Source organism: Vitiosangium sp. GDMCC 1.1324 (genome assembly GCF_003044305.1).
GTDB lineage: Bacteria > Myxococcota > Myxococcia > Myxococcales > Myxococcaceae > Archangium.
Window position 1 is genome coordinate 37154 of the sequence record NZ_PZOX01000004.1, and the last position, 16744, is coordinate 53897.

Below are 16744 nucleotides of genomic sequence, written 5' to 3' on the forward strand. Positions count from 1 at the left end.
TGGTGCCTCCCCCTGCCGGCTTCTTCACGGCCGGCGCGCGGCACCTTCGCACAAGAGACCCGTGACGCCCAACGGGCTCAGCCGAGGTCGACGCCGTGGCCCACCTGGATATGTCCGATGTCCACCCGTCCATCCCGCATCGTCAGGCCCCCGCGGAAGGAGTGCTCCCGGATGAAGAGGTGCGTGTCCAGGTCGGCGTAGTCGAAGCCGCCCAACCCCGCGGCGAAGTGCGCCGCGCTGCTCATGGCCAGCGTGCTCTCCACCATGCCGCCCATCATCAACTCCATGCCGTGGGCGCGCGCCAGGTTCCACATGGCCAGGGACTCCACCACGCCGCTCTTCATCAGCTTGAGATTGATGCCGTGCGCACCACCCTCGCGCGCCAGGCGCACCACGTCCTTCACCGTGCGAGCCGACTCGTCCGCGCAGATGGGCACCCGGGACGAGCGCGTCAGCTCGACCATGCCCTCCCAGTCATCGCGAGGCACGGGCTGCTCGAAGAGGGCCAGGGGAATGCCCGAGGCCTCCAGCCCCGCCAGGAAGGTCCGCGCCTGCGCCACCGTGTAGCCCCCGTTGGCGTCGGCGAACAGCCGCGCGTGGGGAGCCTCCCGGCGGATGGCCTCCATGCGCCGCACGTCCTCCTCCGGCGAGCGCGCCCCCACCTTCACCTTGAGGGTGCGGATGCCTCGCGCGACGATGGCCCGGGCCGAGGAGGCCGCGTGGGCCTCGTCCCCCGCCGTCACCGTCATGTCGATGTCCAGCCCGGTGCCCGCCCCACCGAAGAAGGCGAACAGCGGCATCCGGTAGTGGCGGCCCAGGGCATCCAACAGCGCCAGCTCGATGCCACAGCGCGCGGAGGGAGCACCCGGAATGGCCTCGCCGAGCCACGCGCCGATGGGGCGCCAGCCGCGAGCATCCCGCCCGAGCAACCCCTGGCGCACGGAGGAGATGGCCTCGAGCGTGCTGGCCTGCGTCTCGCCAGACACCGCGGTGAGGGGAGCCGACTCACCCAGGCCCACCGTCCCATCCGCCAGCGTCAAGCGCACCAGCACGTTGTTCGCCATGTCCGGCGCACCCGTGGCGATGGCGAAGGGCTCGGTGAGGGCGAGGTCCAGGGGCTCGAGGTGCAGGTCGGTGATGAGGGTCGGGAGCATGGAGGCAGACGAGGCTGGTGGGGCCGAGCAGCAGCCCGCTCGCCTGGACATACCACGCAAGCGAGGCCTTGCATCCGGCCACGCGCATGGGCAAGAGCAGCGGGGAGGGCCTCCCCTCCGTGGAATCGCGTCATGAATCCCTCCCCCTGGACACGGCAGTCCCCGAGAGCACGGTGGCTCAAGGGCACGCCCGCCACCCCCGCCGAGGCCACGCCCGCCAGCCAGGCCGAGGAGGAGACCGAGTCCCGCGCCCCGGAGACGCCGCTGTGCTGCACGCGCTGTGGCCACGTCATCACCCGCGAGCGGGACCGCACCACGTTGAACGGCCGCCACACCCATACCCGCGTCAACCCCTCCGGGTACGTCTTCCACTTCGGCTGCTTCACCCGGGCCGAGGGCTGTCTCGTCATCGGCCCGCCCACCGCGGAGGCGAGCTGGTTCCCCGGCTCCACCTGGGAGTACGCCCTGTGCGCCGCCTGCAAGGCGCACCTGGGCTGGGCCTTCCACGGTGAGAGCGACTTCTTCGGCCTGGTGCTCGACCGCCTCACCACCCCGAGCTGAGCGCCGTCAGTAGCGCCAGATCTCGACGGAGGAGACCCGGTCATTCCATCCCTGACTGACGAGATCGTCACGGGTCTGCGGGACGTACAGGCCCGCGCCACCGTTGTTGATGTGCTCCCAGATATTGGCGCGGTAGTTCCCGATGATACGGATGGAGGAGGTCTTGTCATTGAAGCCCAGGCTCTCGAGCGAGCTGACCGAACCCGTCAATTGACGGACGTCGCCCAGATAGCCCGTGTGCTCATACAGATAGACACCCGCCTGGGGTGAATAACCCCACACCGCGTAAGCGTAGTCGCCGTACCAACGCATGTACTGAGCGCCCCACGCACTGTACGCCCAGTTGTCGAAGCCGCCCGGTGCGCGCTTGACCAGGACGCTCCAGGACTGGAAGGGGAAGCGCGCCCGCACCAGTGAGGCCAGCTGGGCGGCCCGCTGCTCCGCGGTGCCCCCCAGTCCGCTCAGGACTCCGTCCACGTAGCTGGCCAGGAAGCTCTCGCTGACCGCGCTGTCGCTCGACACGGTGCTGAACGCCACATGGCTATAGCCATCGCTCCAATCCGACTGCCGGTAGAGGCCCTGGTAGGTCACCGAGTACCCCCAGTTGTCGCCGCCCGGCGTGCCCGACACCAGCACGTGCCAGTACACGCCCGGCAGTACATGGTTCACGAAGGCCCTGGCCTCGAGCACCCGGTCCCGCGCCTCGTCATCACCGTCGCTGTGGAAACCATAGGAGACGTTGTTGAAGGCGGTCCCGAAGTCATTCCCCACGGTGCCCGCGCTGGCGGCCAGGCGGAAGTCATGGGCGATGATGGCGTCGATCAACCCCGCCCCCGGGAAGTCCATCATGAGCACTCCCGTGCGGACGACGTTGCCTCCAACGAGGTAGTGGAGGGCCTGTTCATTGACACCGCCCGCGACGCCCTTGGGAGTTCCCCCTGCCCCCGAAGCACTCAGGAAATTGACATACAAGGTATTGGGGCTGCCCGAGTTGGTCGCCTCGAGGTGGGTGCGCACCAGGTTCCACTTGTTGGTGGTGTTGGTCTCCGTCCACGCATCCTGCTTGTTGAGGCTGTCCCAACTGATTCCATAGGCGCCCCCCGCGAAGTCATCGAGGATGACAATCTTTCCCCGGACCTCGCCCAGCGTGGGGACGGTGGTGCCGCGCCAGATGTATGGGGAATAGGCCGCCTGATTGCGATACCACTCGAACGTGGCGGCGAAGGAGCGGGTGGTGCTCTCTTCGTTGTACTCCTTCTTGACCCGCATCAGGACGGTCTCGGTGGGGTTGTCCCTCAAGAACTGGATGGCCGTCCCCAACACATCATCGAAGTTCGCCATGACGTAATAGGCGTCGTGATGGATGGTGAAGCGATCCCCGATGTGGCGGGCGCGGATGTCCAGCACACGGATGCCCGCGTCCAACTGGGGACGAAGCTCCAGGCTCTGGGTCAGGACCCAGGCCCGCTCAATCGCGGTCACGTACCACTCCGTGTCATTGGCCATGGTGTCGTGGGTGCCCGGCAGGGACAGGGCCGCGAGGCTCGTCGAGTCGGGAATCCACCGCATCCAGTTGGGATGGCTCGTGGGGATGGAGCCGGCGTCGTTGAGATACCGGCCATGGGCGGCGGCGAAGGGCGCCGGCATGAGCAGGAAGACAGCGAGGACCAGGACGGCATGGCGAACACAGCGTGAGCGGTGCAATGACACGAGGAAGCCCTCCATGAGCAAGGCGGTAAGCCTCGCGCGAACTATCACGGACTCTTCCCGCGAAGTCAGCAAAAGCTGATATTCGCGTCATTCCAGAAGCCAGCCTGCCCAGCGCCTCAGCCCCTGCCGCGGGCGCGTTTCGCCCGGGGGCTCCCTCTCCGAGCGGGGGCGCGCCGCGCTCGGGGTTGATCCGACCTGACGAGGTTCGTACGATCTCCTGGCGTCGCGGCGTTGCCGGCTCGTGCGCCCACGCACTGAGAGTGGCCTGGGCGTCGGCCATTCCATGGCCGATTGGGGCCGCAACGGCCATGACGACACACACTGCCTCGCCCTACACCATCGTCACGACCCTCCAGGACGGGGACGGCAATGGAACGCGCCTGCTTCGCGCGATCCGCAACGCCGATCACCACCCGGTCATCCTCAAGGTCATCGACTCGAAGCGCAGCCGCCCCCAGGACCTCGAGCGCTTGAAGCATGAGCTCGAAATCGGCAAGGCGCTGGACGTCCGGAGCATCACCAGTCCGCTCGCCCTCAAGACGTACGAGGGTCTTCCGGTCCTCGTCCTCGAGGATTTTGGCGGCGAATCGCTCGATCACCTCCTCGGCTCGCCCATGGACATCGGGCGATTCCTCCCCCTCGCCCTGCACATCACCGCGGCGGTCGCGGACATCCACCGGCAGGACGTCGTCCACAAGGAGCTCAGGCCCCAAAGCATCCTCGTCAGAGCCTCCACGGGTGAGGTGAAGCTGACGGACTTCGGCATTGCCTCGCGCATTCCTCGCGAGCACGCGTCCCCGCGGAGCCCTCGTCATATCGAGGGCTCCCTGCCCTACATGTCTCCAGAGCAGACCGGGCGGACGAACCGGGCGATCGACAACCGCTCCGATCTCTACTCGCTCGGCGTCATCTACTACCAGATGCTCACGGGCAGGCTTCCGTTCGACGCGAGAGACCCCCTGGAGTGGGTCCACTCCCATATCGCCCGCACACCTCCGTCCCCTTCCGAGCTCGTCTGCACGGTGCCCGAGACGCTCTCGCGCATCGTGATGAAGCTGCTAGCCAAGGCGGTGGACGATCGCTACCAGTGCGCCCGCGGGCTTGCCCACGACCTGGAGCGGTGCCTGGTGCAATGGCGTGAGCACGGCACCCTCGAGCCATTCCCCCTGGGAGAGCGAGACATCACCGGCCTGCTCCGGATTCCCCAGAGGCTCTACGGCCGTGAGGCCGAGCTCGCCCACCTGCACGGCGCCTTCGAGCGCGTGAGGACCCAGGGGACTCCGGAGCTCGTCATGGTGGGCGGGGACTCCGGAGTCGGCAAGTCCGCGCTCGTGCGCGACTTCCACGAGACCGTCGTCCGGGCGGGAGGAAACTTCCTGTCGGGCAAGTTCGACCCGTACGCGCGCAACGTCCCGTATGCCACCATGGCCCAGGCCTTCAAGGCGCTCGTGCTCGACCTGCTGGCCGAGGACGAGGAACGGCTGAACGCCACGAGACAAGCGCTCTGGGAAGCGCTCGGCCCGAACACCCGGCTGCTCCTCGACGTCATCTCCCCGCTCAAGCTGCTCCTCGGAGAGCTCCCTCCCGTTCCCGAGCTGCCGCCGTCCGAGGCGGAGCGGCGCTTCCGCGGCACCTTCCGGAAGTTCCTGGGGGTGTTCGCGACGCGGGAGCACCCCATCGTCCTCTTCCTCGACGATCTTCAGTGGGCCGACTCGGGCAGCCTCGGGCTCATCGAGGATCTCCTCGTCGAGCCCGGAACGCGCCACCTCCTCCTCATCGGGACCTGGCGCGACAACGAGGTCTCCGCCTCCCATCTGCTCACGCTGCTGCTCGAGCGGATGAAGAAGACCTCTGCGGCCATGAGTGGGTTTCGCCTCTCACCGCTGCGGCTGGAGCACGTGGTCCAGCTCGTGGCGGACGCCGTGCACGAGGCGGAGCCAGAGCGCACCCGCTCGCTGGCCACCCTCGTCTATGAGAAGACGGGCGGCACCCCCTTCTTCATCCTCCAATTCCTGACGACCCTCTACGAGGAGCGGCTGCTCGAGTTCGACGAGTCCTCCACGGCCTGGCGGTGGGACCTCGAGCGGATCCGCCAGAAGGGCTACACGGACAACGTCGTCGACTTCATGCTCGGCAAGCTCGCGGGGCTTCCCTCCCCCGTACAGGACGTCCTGGAGACCGCGGCCTGCATCGGCAGCAAGGGGAAGATGTCCCTCCTCGCGCTCGCGGGCAGGAAGTCCGAGGAGGAGACCCGCCATGACTTGCTCGATGCGGTCCGGGAGGGGCTCGTCCTCTACTCGCGCGAGGCCTACGCCTTCGCGCATGACCGCGTGCAACAGGCCGCCTACTCCCTCTTGTCCGAAGGGCACCGGCGCGAGCTGCACCTGCGGATCGGCCGCCTGCTCATGGCGCGCACTCCCCAGGAGGAGCTCGACGAGCAGCTCTTCGAGGTCGTCACCCAGCTCGACCTGGGGGCGCCCATGGTCACGGAGCCGCAGGAGAGGACCCGTATCGCGGAGTTGAATCTGCGCGCCGCGCGCAAGGCCAAGGCCTCCGCGGCCTACCGGATCGCCGTGAGCTACCTCACCACGGGCATGGAGATGCTCGACAGCGGCTCCTGGGAGCGCGAGTACAGACTCGCCTACGGGCTGTTCCTCGAGCGGGCGCATTGCGAGTTCCTGAGCGGAAACTTCAACGAGGCCGAGCGGCTCTTCCCCGAGCTCCTGCGGCACGCCCGGACACGCGCGGAACGCGCCGCCGTCCATTGCCTCCAGAGCAGCACCCAGCTCACCCGGGGTGAGCTCGGCGCATCCATCGAGATCGCGCTCGAGGGGCTTCGGATGTTCGGGATCGAGATGTCGCCGCATCCCTCGGCAGGCGAGGTGGAGCTGGTCTACCGCTCGGTCTGGAGTCATCTCGGAGACCGGCCAATCGAGGAGTTCCTCGCGCTGCCGCCCATGACGGACCCTGACGTGCAGGCCGCCATGAACCTCCTGGTCAGCATGCGCGTGCCGTCATTCTCCACGGACCTCCACCTCCTCAACCTGACCCTCTGCCACTCCGTACTCCTCTGCCTGCGCTACGGCAATGCCGCCGCCTCACCTTCCATCTACACCTGGTTTGGCATGAGCCTGTGCCATGCGTATCACCGGTACGAGGAAGGGTACCGGTTCGCCAGCGTGGCCCTGGAACTGACGAAGCGGCCCGAGTTCATCGCCCACAAGGCGAAGGTGTACGCGAGCCTGGGGGTCGTCTCGTTCTGGAGCCGCCCCATCGAGACGAGCCTGGAGCACACGCGCAAATCCTTCACGGTCGGCGTGGAGGAGGGAGACGTGCTGGCGAGCTGTTTCGCCTGGCACCACATCGTCACCCAGATGTTCGCGCGGGGCGATCCCCTGGCCGAGGTTCATCGCGAATCAGAGCAGGGCTTCGACTTCATCCGCCGGGCCCGGTTTCAGGATGCCTACGACACACTCCTCGTCGTGGAGCGCTTCGTCCAGGCCCTGCGTGGAGAGACACGGCACCTCTCGAGCTTCGACGGCGAGCGCTTCCACGCGGCGGAGTTCGAGGCCCGGCTGACCGGGAACCGGAACAAGACGGTGGTCTGCCTGTATCACCTGATGCGGCTCGCGGCGCTGTTCATGGCGGGCGACTACGAAGAAGCCCTCGCCGCGGGCAGGAAGGGCCGGGAGCTGCTGGGCTCCTGCCTCGCCCTGGTCGACGTCTACCTCTTCCATTTCTATGACGCCATGGCGCTGGCGGCGGTCTGCGCCGAGCTCCCGTCCGAGCGGAAGCGGGAAGCCATGGACGCGCTCACCGCCCACCGCGAGCAGCTCCGGGAGTGGGCGGAGAACTACCCGCCAACCTTCCAGAGCGCCCATGCCCTCGTCTCCGCGGAGCTCGCCCACCTGTCGGGCCAGGGCGAGGAGGCCATGCGGCTCTACGAGGAGGCCCTCCAGTCCGCTCGGACGAACGGCCTCGTACAACACGAGGCACTCGCCTACGAGTACGCGGCGCGGTTCTACCGGGCCCGTGGGTTCGGGATGTTCGCCGACACGTACCTGCGCGAAGCCCGCGCCTGCTATGTGCGTTGGGGTGCCGACGGCAAGGTGAGGTGGCTCGACCAGCGCCATCCCCACCTCGTGGAACACAAACCCCTCGAGCCCCTGGTCACCATCTCCGCTCACACCGAGCAGCTCGACCTGCTCTCGGTGGTCAAGGCGTCGCAGAGCATCTCGGGGGAGATCATCCTCGACAAGCTCCTGTGCACGCTGCTCGAGGTCGTGCTCGAGCAAGGGGGAGCGCAGCGGGGCTGCCTGATCCTGTCCCGGAATGGCGCCCTCTCGCTCGAGGCCGAGGCGAACCTCGTCGAGGGACGAGGGGTGGTGTCTCAGGTGTTGCAGTCACAGCCCCTCTCACCGGCGCTCGCCCCCGTCTCGCTCGTCCATTACGTGGTGAGGACAAAGGAGCGGGTGATTCTCGACGACGCCGCCGGGTCCGTGAAATACGCCTCGGACGCGTACCTGGCCCGCGTCAGGCCCAGAGCACTCCTGTGCCTGCCCATCCTCCGGCAGGCCGAGGTGATCGGACTGCTGTACCTGGAGAACCGCCTCGTCCCAGGCGCGTTCACCCACGAGCGGCTCGCCGCACTGGAGCTGCTCGCCTCCCAGGCCGCCATCTCCCTGGAGAACGCATTGCTGCTCGCCCGGGAGCAGTCGGCCCGGGCCAAGGCCGAGCTCGCGGAGCGCCGCTCGAGGTTCCTCGCCGAGGCAGGAGAGCTCCTCTCCGAGTCGCTCAATTACGAGGAGACACTCATGCGGCTCAGCCGGCTGTGCGTCCGCTCCATGGCCGACTGGTGTGTGATCGACGTCGTGGAGGACGGGCAGCTCCGCCGGCTGACGGGGGCGCACGCCGATCCCTTGAAGGAGCCGTTGCTCGAGACGCTCCGGCAGAAGCATCCGCCCCATCAGGGTTCGGCCCACGGGGCGACGGGAGTTCAGCGCAACCGCCAGCCGCTCGTCCTGCCGGATCTGTCCGACGACCTCATCCGGCGCATGACCGACGACGCGGAGCACCAACGGCTCATCCAGGAGCTGGGGAGCCGCACCGCGCTGGTCGTCCCGATCATCGCGCGTGGACAGATGCTCGGGGTGATCACCCTCGTCTCGGGGGTGGCGGGGTACCATTATGGGAACGCCGAGCTCGAGCTGGCGCAGGAGGTGGCGCGCCGCGCCGCGACCGCCATCGACAACGCGCGGCTCTATGGCCAGACCCAGGACGCCATCCGTGTGCGGGACGAGTTCCTGTCCGTAGCCTCGCACGAGCTCAATACACCGCTGACCTCTCTCACACTCGCGCTTCAATCCCTGCTCCGGGCGCTCCAGATGGGACGGCTCGTCGAGCCCCAGGACCTGAAGAGGCAGCTCGAGCGCGCGTTGCAGCAGGGAGCACGCCTCAGCAGGTTGAACCGCGCCCTCCTCGACGTCTCGCTGCTCCACTCGGGGCGGCTCCCCCTGGAGCTCAGGGACGTCGACCTTGGAGCCGTCGTCCGAGAGACGGTCGAGCACTTCGCACCGGAGCTGACGCGGGCCCGGTGTCCGATCTCCATCCAGGAAGACACCCGTGCCGTGGGCGTGTGGGATCGCACCCGGCTCGGGCAGATCGTCGCCAACCTCCTATCCAATGCCATCAAGTTCGGAGCGGGCCGGCCCATCGAGCTCCGGGTCGAGAAGCAGGACGGAAGGGCCCGCTTGACGGTGACGGATCACGGAATCGGCATCGAGCCGAGCCAGCGTGCTCGAATCTTCGGCCGCTTCGAGCGCGCCGTCTCGGAAAGGCACTACGGCGGGTTGGGTCTCGGCCTGTACATCAGCCGGGGAATCGCCGAGGCGCATGGAGGCAACATCCAGGTCGAGAGCCAACCGGGAGAAGGGGCGACCTTCACGGTCGAGTTGCCCTGTACCGGCCTCTGATGTCACGGTTTCCAGACCTTGGGACTTGCCGGGAGGTGCGGTGTGTCCATCCGTCGTATTGGGCCGAGCCCGGCCGGTGCGCGCCGGCGTCTGTGGTTGCGCGTGGTGGCCGTGGCGGCGCTCGTACTGCAGGTGGGTTGCGCCACGGGTGCACCGTTGGAGGGCGGCGTAGGCAGGTACGGCTACCGGCCGCTCATGCACCAGGACTCCACCGGCTCACCGCCCACGCGAGTGGTGCCCTCCGCTGTCGGTAGTAGCGGCGGTGCCGAAGCAAGCCCCATCTCCGTGCAAACCTCGACAGGGGCATGGGGGCCTGACGGCGGAGCCCCCCATGCGCAGGATTCCCAGGAGCGGGCGCGGCGGGCAGAGCAGGCCCGGGCGGCGGCGCTGGCGTTGGCAGCGCAACGAGAGGGGAGAGACATAGAGGCTGCACGAGAGGCGGAGGTGGATAGGGCGCTGGCGCGGGTGGTGGGCCTGGGCAGCGAAGTGAGGGAGGTGGGGACAGTGCTGGCCTTCACCTTCTGGGTGGAAGGGGGCGCGCTGACGCCGATGGGCTACCAGGAGGAGCGCAAGGGCAGTCACGTGGGAAGGCCGGTGGACGCCGAGGGATTGGCGCGGGTGCTGCGCCGCGTCTTCACCGAGTACATCGGGCGGCGGACGGGAGAGGTGGTGCTGAAGCTGCAGCGCGAGGAGGCGCGCTGGGCAGTGGACTACGACGCCACGCACCTGTCCGTCCGCCCCTCCGAGGCCCGGACATTCCCGGTGCGCGCGCAAGGCACCCCGGCCGCCACCTTTCTCGCCTTCCACGAAGCGGCTGGCAGATGGACGAGCGCCGTGCGGGTGCCGTCTGGGGGCGCGGCGCGGGTGGAGTTCGAAGTGCAACTGGAGGACAGCCGGCTCGCCGGCTGGCGGTTGCGCGAGGTGCGCCTCACGAACGAGGGAGTAGGAGGCAGCTCCCAGCCGCTCACGGGCGAGGTGACGGGCCACCTGGTGCAGGCACTGCTCCCCTTCACCGAAGGGCTGGGCGCGCGCACGGTGCGCGTGGTGCTGCGGGCCGAGCACCGGCTGGGAGAAGCGCGAGCGAGAGGACGGGTGGAATCCGCGTGGGTGGAGCGCGCGGTGCAGCCGCCCGGGCCAAGCTGGTACCTGTCCATGCACGAGGCCACCCTGCTCCGCTGGCGGGAGGGCGTGGTGGAGGGCTCGGCGTGGCTGGCGCAACGGGGCGTGGAGGAGTTGGCCCTGTGGATGGCGGCAGGCATCATCGCGAAGGGCTTGGGCTTCTTCGCGACGGAGGGGCTGGAGTGGGTAACGAGAGCGCTGGGCCGCGAACCCGAGGTGGCGGCCGGGTGGCTGCGCACCGCGCTCAAGCGTCTGAACGGACAGGAGCGGGCAACCTTCGAGCGGCTCTGGCAAAAGTTGGCGCTGGAAGGCGAGCAGGCCCTGAGCCGGAGCGAGCGCGAGGCGCTACGGAGCCTCTTCATCCGCCTCGAACAAGCCATCCAGCAGCCGCTGGGTGATGGTTTGAAGAACTCACTTCGGCAGGAGGCCCGCAAGTACTACGCGGAGCTGTACCCACAGTTCGCCAAGAGTCTGGATGAATTGCGAGCGGAGCTTCCCATTCATCACCGGCGACCACTCCAGTACGCGCACCTCTTCCCGGCTGAAGACATCAACGCAGCGGAGAACCTGGCGATGTTGCGGCGTCCCATTCACGGGGAAATCAATTTCCTATGGGAGAAGTTTCGGAAGGCCCGGCCCAACCCGACTGCGGACGAAGTGAGACGCGCAGCCGAGCTCATTGATAGGCAGTTCGAGCCCTGGTACCACCGCGTCGACAATCCGCCAGGACTCTTGAGGACAGCAGAGCAGGCCAGGGACACAGCTCTGAGGGAGCTGCGGCGCCAATTCCCTGGCCTCGATTAGACGAGGAGGAGCGATGGAACCCATGAACCTGCCCGGGCTGGAGCGGCTGATGGACGTGTGTCAGCGGTTGAGGCTGGGGCTGGAGACCGCCCCTCCAGCCCGTGAGCCACTGAAGGCCGGGAGCTTGTTGGAGGGTGTTCCCGTCGATCCGGTCCTGGCGAGCGTCTATGCCCGTTTGGGATACGCGTCTTTCGCCCCAAAGGTGGGGGGATGGGGACTCACCCGCTCCGACGACCAGGTGCACAGGCTGGAGGAGAACAACAAATCGTGGCGGGAGCGCGACTGGGCTCGCCTGGGTGAGCCCGTGATTGTGTTCGGTGGTCACGTCTACGCCTACGCCACCGTGCCTGGCCTCGCGGATGGGCGGGGAAGGCAACCCGTAGTGGAGATAAACACCTACGAGTACGAGCCCAAAGTCATTCCGGTGGCCTCGAACGTGGACCGGTTCTTTGACAGTTATTCGCGCTACCTGGAAGCCCTGGTCGCGGACCCGCGCTACCAGCAGACGGGTGAGCAGGCTCTCCTCTTTCCCTGGGACGCGACCAGAATCCTCGCGAGGGACGAGCAGTTGGTGGAGTTGATGCGCGCAGGGCGTTTCGACACGTTGATGAAGAACGTGGACGACGAGACGCGCCACTGGGCTGCCAAGGTGATGGGCACCGCCGTGTGACCAAAAGGGCTCTGAGCCGTGTGGGCAAGGATTGTCCTGTTCCCGCGAAACCTGAACCATTAGAATCGATCTTTCCTCTTTCAAGGAGAATCGAGATGAGCAGGAACAAGCTGCGTGGCCTGGTGATGTTCGCGGCCCTGGGGTTCGGTGCGCTGGCGGGCTGTGGCGGTATGGAGGACGGCTCGGCGGCGGGGCAGGAGCCGGCGTCGATGGAGCAGGACCTGAAGTTCTGCCGGACCAACGCCGATTGCACGAACGGACAGTACTGCATCAACTCGGCCTGCCGGGTCGGGTCGGACGAGCCTCTCATCTGTGGCGACATCACCTGCGCGGATGGGCAGATCTGCTGCGTGTACAACTGGTCCTGCCAGACCGCATGCCCCTTCCCGTGAGCCGCTGATGTCCGGCGCCCTCCTCCTCCAGCATGAGCTGGGAGGAGGGAGTCCGACGGGGGAGCGGCGCCAGCGTGTAGCCCGGGCGCCGCTCGCTCCTCACGCGACCATCGCCGGTGTGCGTCCGATGTCCCGCATCTCCAGCCGGATGTTCCGCTGGGGCGCCGCGTGTCCGAAGCTGCCGAGCGCCTCGATGATGTCGTGGTCGATGAAGTCCGCCGCCGACCCATCCACCACGACGACCGAGCCCTCCGGCAGGCGCTCCAGGGCCTGCAACAGCGACGCCTTGTTGAAGAAGTACACCTCCCCCTTCAACGAGATGACGAAGCGGTCCCCCTCGTGGCGCAGCGTGTACGGGGCGCGCAGGTGGTTGCGGAGGATGAACGCCAGGGCCACCCCCAGTCCCACCACGATGCCCTTGAGCAGGTCGGTCACCAAGATGGCGCCGATGGTGACGACGAAGGGCACGAACTGGTTCCACCCCAAGCTGTACATGGCGCGGAACAGCGCCGGCTTCGCCAGCTTGTAGCCCGTCACCAGCAGGATGGCGGCCAGGCTCGCCAGGGGAATGCGGCGCAACAGGTCTCCCGCCAGGAGGACGGCACCGAGCAGCAGCGCGCCATGCACCATCGTCGCCAGCCGCGTGCGGCCACCCGCGTTGACGTTGGCGCTGCTGCGCACGATGACCGAGGTGACGGGCAGCCCGCCCAGCAGCCCCGACAACGCATTGCCCAGGCCCTGCGCCACCAGCTCCCGGTTGAGCGGCGTGCGGCGGTGGTACGGGTCCATCCGGTCCACCGCGTCCAGCGACAGCAGCGTCTCCAGGCTGGCCACCACGCCCACTGTCACCGCCAGCACCCAGGCGCCGCTCTGGCCCAGCACGCGCCAGTCCGGCGAGCGCAGTTGCTCGACCAGGCTCGCCGCGCCATCCACCGGCAGCGTCACCAGGTAGCCCGTGCCGAGCGCCAGCGAGGGCGCGACGGCGCGCAGCACCTCATTGAGCAGGGTGGCCACCACCACCGCCAGCAGGGCACTCGGGACCACCGCGAGCCGCTTCGGCTTGAACTGCTCCCAGAGGATGAGGACGGCCAGCGACACCACGCCCAGGGCGAGCGCCCCCGGGTGGATGCCGGCCAGCGCGCCCGGCGAGAAGTCCAGCTTCCCTCCGGGCAGGCCGAGCGCGTACGGGAGCTGCTTGAGGATGAGCAGCAGGCCGATGGCCGCGAGCATGCCCTTGATGACGCTGGAGGGCATGAACGACACGATGCCTCCTGCTCGCGACAGGCCCAGCACCAGCTGCAGCACGCCCGCGACCACGACCACCGCCGCGAACGCCTCGAACGAGCCCATCTGCTGGATGCCCGCGAGCACGATGGCGGCCAACCCCGCCGCGGGCCCGCACACCGACAGCGGCGAGCGGCTCACCAGCGGAATGACCAGCCCGCCCACCACGCCCGCGATGAGTCCGCTCAAGAGCGGCGCGCCCGACGCGAGCGCCACCCCCAGACACAGCGGCAGCGCCACCAGGAACACCACCAGTCCCGCCGGCAGGTCGAACCGGAAGTTGCGCAGCGGGGACAGGTCGACCTTCGAATCCGAGACTTCAGAATGAGACGTCACCATCGTTTCCAATCATCAAAGGAGGAGGGGAAGGCAAAGGAATGCCCCGGGCGTCGGGCACACCGGCGCCAAGGGACGAAAAGAGAGAAGGGGTCCGCGCTCCGGCCGGCCCGTTCACGCCAGGCACGGCCGGAGCTCCGCGGCGGCTCAGCCGACTGCGCGCTCGACCTCGTGCAGCAGCTGGGGCTCGGGACGCACCAGCGGCGTGAACTGCCCCACCGCGTGGTCGTAGTTGAACATCTGGCCCGTCTCGAGCTTGTAGACCCAGCCGTGCAGCGTGAGCTCGCGCCGCTCCAGCCGCTCCAGGACGGCCGGATGCGTGCGCAGGTTCTCCAGCTGCGTCAGCACGTTCTCCTCCGCCGTCGCGGTGACCAGCGCGTTGTCATGGAGGTGCTGGTAGTTGGCATCCATGATCTTGCGCGTGGGCTCGGCGTGCTTCAGCCACGTCTTCATCGCCGGCAGCGTCTCCAGCATCTCCGGGTGCAGCAGGCCCTTCATCGCTCCGCAGTGTGAGTGGCCGCAGATGACGATGTGCCTCACGCGCAGGCCCACCAGCGCGAACTCGATGGTGGCGTCCTCGCCATTGGCGCCCGTCCCGTAGGGCGGGACGATGTTGCCCGCGTTGCGCATCACGAACATGTCCCCCGGTTGCGTCTGGGTGATGAGCGTGGGGGAGATACGGCTGTCCGAGCAGGTGATGAACATCACCTCGGGGCTCTGCCCCTGGGACAGGCGGGTGAACAGATCGCGCTGCGCGGTGAAGACCTCGGACTGGAAGCGGTGAAGACCTTCGATCAACTTCTGCATGGTCAAAATCCCTGGACACACGCCTCCCGACGTCGGCCCCGCCAGGGGCCGGAAGAGACAAGAAGCGGTGTCTGTCAAAACCGGTGGAAACCACCTCGCGCGGACACACGCGTGCCCACGCGAGACACGAAAGGACTCAGGCCCTCGAAAGGGCGGTGCTCAGACGTGTTGTTGGTCCGGTTCGGGAGGAGGAGTGCGGCGCGGCAGCAGCACATGCCGCACGTCCTCGGAGACCAGGGGCTCGGGAGCAGTGGGGTGCGCGTTCAGCGCCGCGCGCAACACCAGCCAGCCACGCGTCGGCTTCGGCGGACCCTTGGGGTGAATCCTCTGGGAGATGCCCTTGAGGCTCACCTGCACCGCGTGGTCGTGGTGCTCTTCCGTGTTGGACTGGCTCTGGCCCTGCTGTCCGGCTGGAGCCCGGGCGGAGAGCGCCGAGTTCAGCGAACGCGTGAGTTGTCCAGGCTGCAGTCCCAGCGACAGGACGAGGCAGATGAACCACGCTAGATACCTGGACAAGACTCGATGACTCACGACGCTCAAATCCTATCGAACCATGGGCATCGACAGCAATGTGAGCATGGATATTCCCGGAAAAAAGTGGCGCGCCACACAACCGTCAGGCTGCTGACGCCGAAGCAGCGCTCGGCCTCTCGAAAAGCGAGAGAGGACTTCACGCCGACGTCCACTTACCTGGAACTGCAACTGTGTTCCAGATGCGACAGGTTGCTCGCCGAGCAGCGGAGCCTCAGCGCCCCGAACCGAGCGCTGCCAGCGCGGCCGCCATCACCTGCTTGAGCGGCACCCCGGAGGCTTCGGCCACCTTGCGGCAGTCCTCGAACTCGGGGTGGGCGTTGAGCACCTCGCCGTTGCGCAGGCCGCGCTTCACTCGCACCCGGCCCCACGGCGTCTCCACCTCTACCCAATCCCGCTCCAGCGCCAGCCGCTCCACCGCGTAGGCGCGCACTCCGAGTGTGGTGGACTCGCGCGTCAACGTGTCCATCACCGACTCCTTCGCGCCTCCCTCCACCAGCACGCTCAGCACGTGGCCCGGCCGCGCCTTCTTCATCGTCGCGGGAACCACCCAGGCATCCAGCGCCCCCTTCCCGAGCAGGTGCTCCAGCAGATACCCGAGCAGCTGCGGCGTGCTGTCATCCAGGTTGGCCTCCAGCACCCAGAGCCCCTCGGCCCGCGCCTCGGCCCGGCCGATGGACGCGCGCAACACGTTGGGCCGGTCCTTGAAGTCCTTCGTCCCCACGCCGTAGCCGATGCGCTCCACGATGAAGTCCGGAGGCGGCTGACCGATGCGCGCCAGCACCTTCAGCAGCGCCGCCCCCGTGGGCGTCGTCAGCTCGCCCACGCCCTCGAAGCGCACCGGCACGTCCCTGAGCAGCTCCAACGTGGCCGGTACGGGAATGGGCATGTTCCCGTGCGCCACCCGGATGGTGCCGCTCCCCAGCGGAGGTGGCGCCGCGTACACCTCCGGGTCTCCCAGGAGGTCCAGCACCACCGCCGCCCCGCAGATGTCCACGATGGAGTCCACCGCCCCCACCTCGTGGAAGTGGATGGCGTCGATGGACACCCCGTGCACCTTCGCCTCGGCCTCGCCGATGGCCCGGAACACCGCCAGCGCCCGCTCCTTCGCCCGGGGCGACAGCGTGGGCGCCGCCTCGATGAGCTCGCGGATGTCCGAGTACGCCCGGTGGGGATGCGCCTCGCGCTCGTCCAGCACCACGTCCAGGTGCGTACCGCTGATGGCGTGCCGCACCGCCCGGCTCACCGCCAGCTTCCAGCCCGGCACCTTCAGCCCGCTCAGCGCCCGCGCGATGGCCTCCGGTGACACGCCCAGGTCCACGCCCGCCGCCAGGAACATATCTCCGGCGATGCCTCCCACCGGCTCCAGGTAGAGCACTCTGCGCACGGTTCGTTCTCCCACGG

Annotated in this window: 11 protein-coding genes; 5 read left to right on the forward strand and 6 right to left on the reverse strand. The window is 67.9% G+C overall.

Annotated features, from left to right (window positions below; translation table 11 throughout):
* Positions 1-77: 77 nt before the first annotated feature.
* Positions 78-1154, reverse strand: a complete 1077-nt coding sequence (locus DAT35_RS12840; RefSeq protein ID WP_108067287.1) for a dipeptide epimerase — start codon at positions 1152-1154, stop codon at positions 78-80.
* Positions 1155-1286: 132 nt separating this feature from the next.
* Here DAT35_RS12840 and DAT35_RS12845 point away from each other — a divergent pair, with 132 nt between their 5' ends.
* A complete protein-coding gene (locus DAT35_RS12845) occupies positions 1287-1715 on the forward strand; it encodes a cereblon family protein (protein ID WP_108067288.1) in 429 nt (142 codons plus the stop codon).
* A gap of 6 nt (positions 1716-1721) precedes the next feature.
* Here DAT35_RS12845 and DAT35_RS12850 read toward each other — a convergent pair whose 3' ends face one another.
* Positions 1722-3425 carry a phosphatidylinositol-specific phospholipase C domain-containing protein gene (locus DAT35_RS12850; protein ID WP_233261450.1) on the reverse strand — a complete coding sequence of 568 codons (1704 nt, stop codon included), beginning with the start codon at positions 3423-3425 and terminating at the stop codon, positions 1722-1724.
* A 308-nt stretch (positions 3426-3733) separates the two neighbouring features.
* Between DAT35_RS12850 and DAT35_RS12855 the strand changes: the two genes are divergently transcribed.
* From DAT35_RS12855 to DAT35_RS12870, 4 genes are all read left to right on the forward strand, one after another.
* The gene (locus tag DAT35_RS12855; protein ID WP_108067289.1) at positions 3734-9397 is read left to right on the forward strand and encodes an ATP-binding sensor histidine kinase; all 5664 of its coding nucleotides are present in this window, start codon (positions 3734-3736) and stop codon (positions 9395-9397) included.
* Between the two features lie 42 nt (positions 9398-9439).
* Positions 9440-11320, forward strand: a complete 1881-nt coding sequence (locus DAT35_RS12860; protein WP_146209685.1) for a hypothetical protein — start codon at positions 9440-9442, stop codon at positions 11318-11320.
* A 13-nt stretch (positions 11321-11333) separates the two neighbouring features.
* Positions 11334-11990 (forward strand): hypothetical protein, encoded by a 657-nt coding sequence (locus tag DAT35_RS12865; RefSeq protein WP_108067291.1) that lies wholly within the window; start codon positions 11334-11336, stop codon positions 11988-11990.
* Between the two features lie 95 nt (positions 11991-12085).
* Positions 12086-12382, forward strand: coding sequence for a hypothetical protein (locus tag DAT35_RS12870; RefSeq protein WP_108067292.1), 297 nt, complete (start codon positions 12086-12088; stop codon positions 12380-12382).
* A gap of 99 nt (positions 12383-12481) precedes the next feature.
* Here the strand turns inward: DAT35_RS12870 and DAT35_RS12875 are convergent, their stop codons facing one another.
* The 4 genes from DAT35_RS12875 to larC all read right to left on the reverse strand — a co-directional run bounded on the left by DAT35_RS12875 (position 12482) and on the right by larC (position 16727).
* A complete protein-coding gene (locus DAT35_RS12875; RefSeq protein ID WP_108067293.1) occupies positions 12482-14005 on the reverse strand; it encodes a SulP family inorganic anion transporter in 1524 nt (507 codons plus the stop codon).
* A 144-nt stretch (positions 14006-14149) separates the two neighbouring features.
* Positions 14150-14809, reverse strand: coding sequence for a carbonic anhydrase (locus DAT35_RS12880; protein WP_108067294.1), 660 nt, complete (start codon positions 14807-14809; stop codon positions 14150-14152).
* A 159-nt stretch (positions 14810-14968) separates the two neighbouring features.
* Positions 14969-15340, reverse strand: a complete 372-nt coding sequence (locus DAT35_RS12885; RefSeq protein ID WP_158501677.1) for a hypothetical protein — start codon at positions 15338-15340, stop codon at positions 14969-14971.
* A gap of 214 nt (positions 15341-15554) precedes the next feature.
* Positions 15555-16727 (reverse strand): nickel pincer cofactor biosynthesis protein LarC, encoded by a 1173-nt coding sequence (larC, locus tag DAT35_RS12890; RefSeq protein WP_108067296.1) that lies wholly within the window; start codon positions 16725-16727, stop codon positions 15555-15557.
* Positions 16728-16744 lie beyond the last annotated feature (17 nt).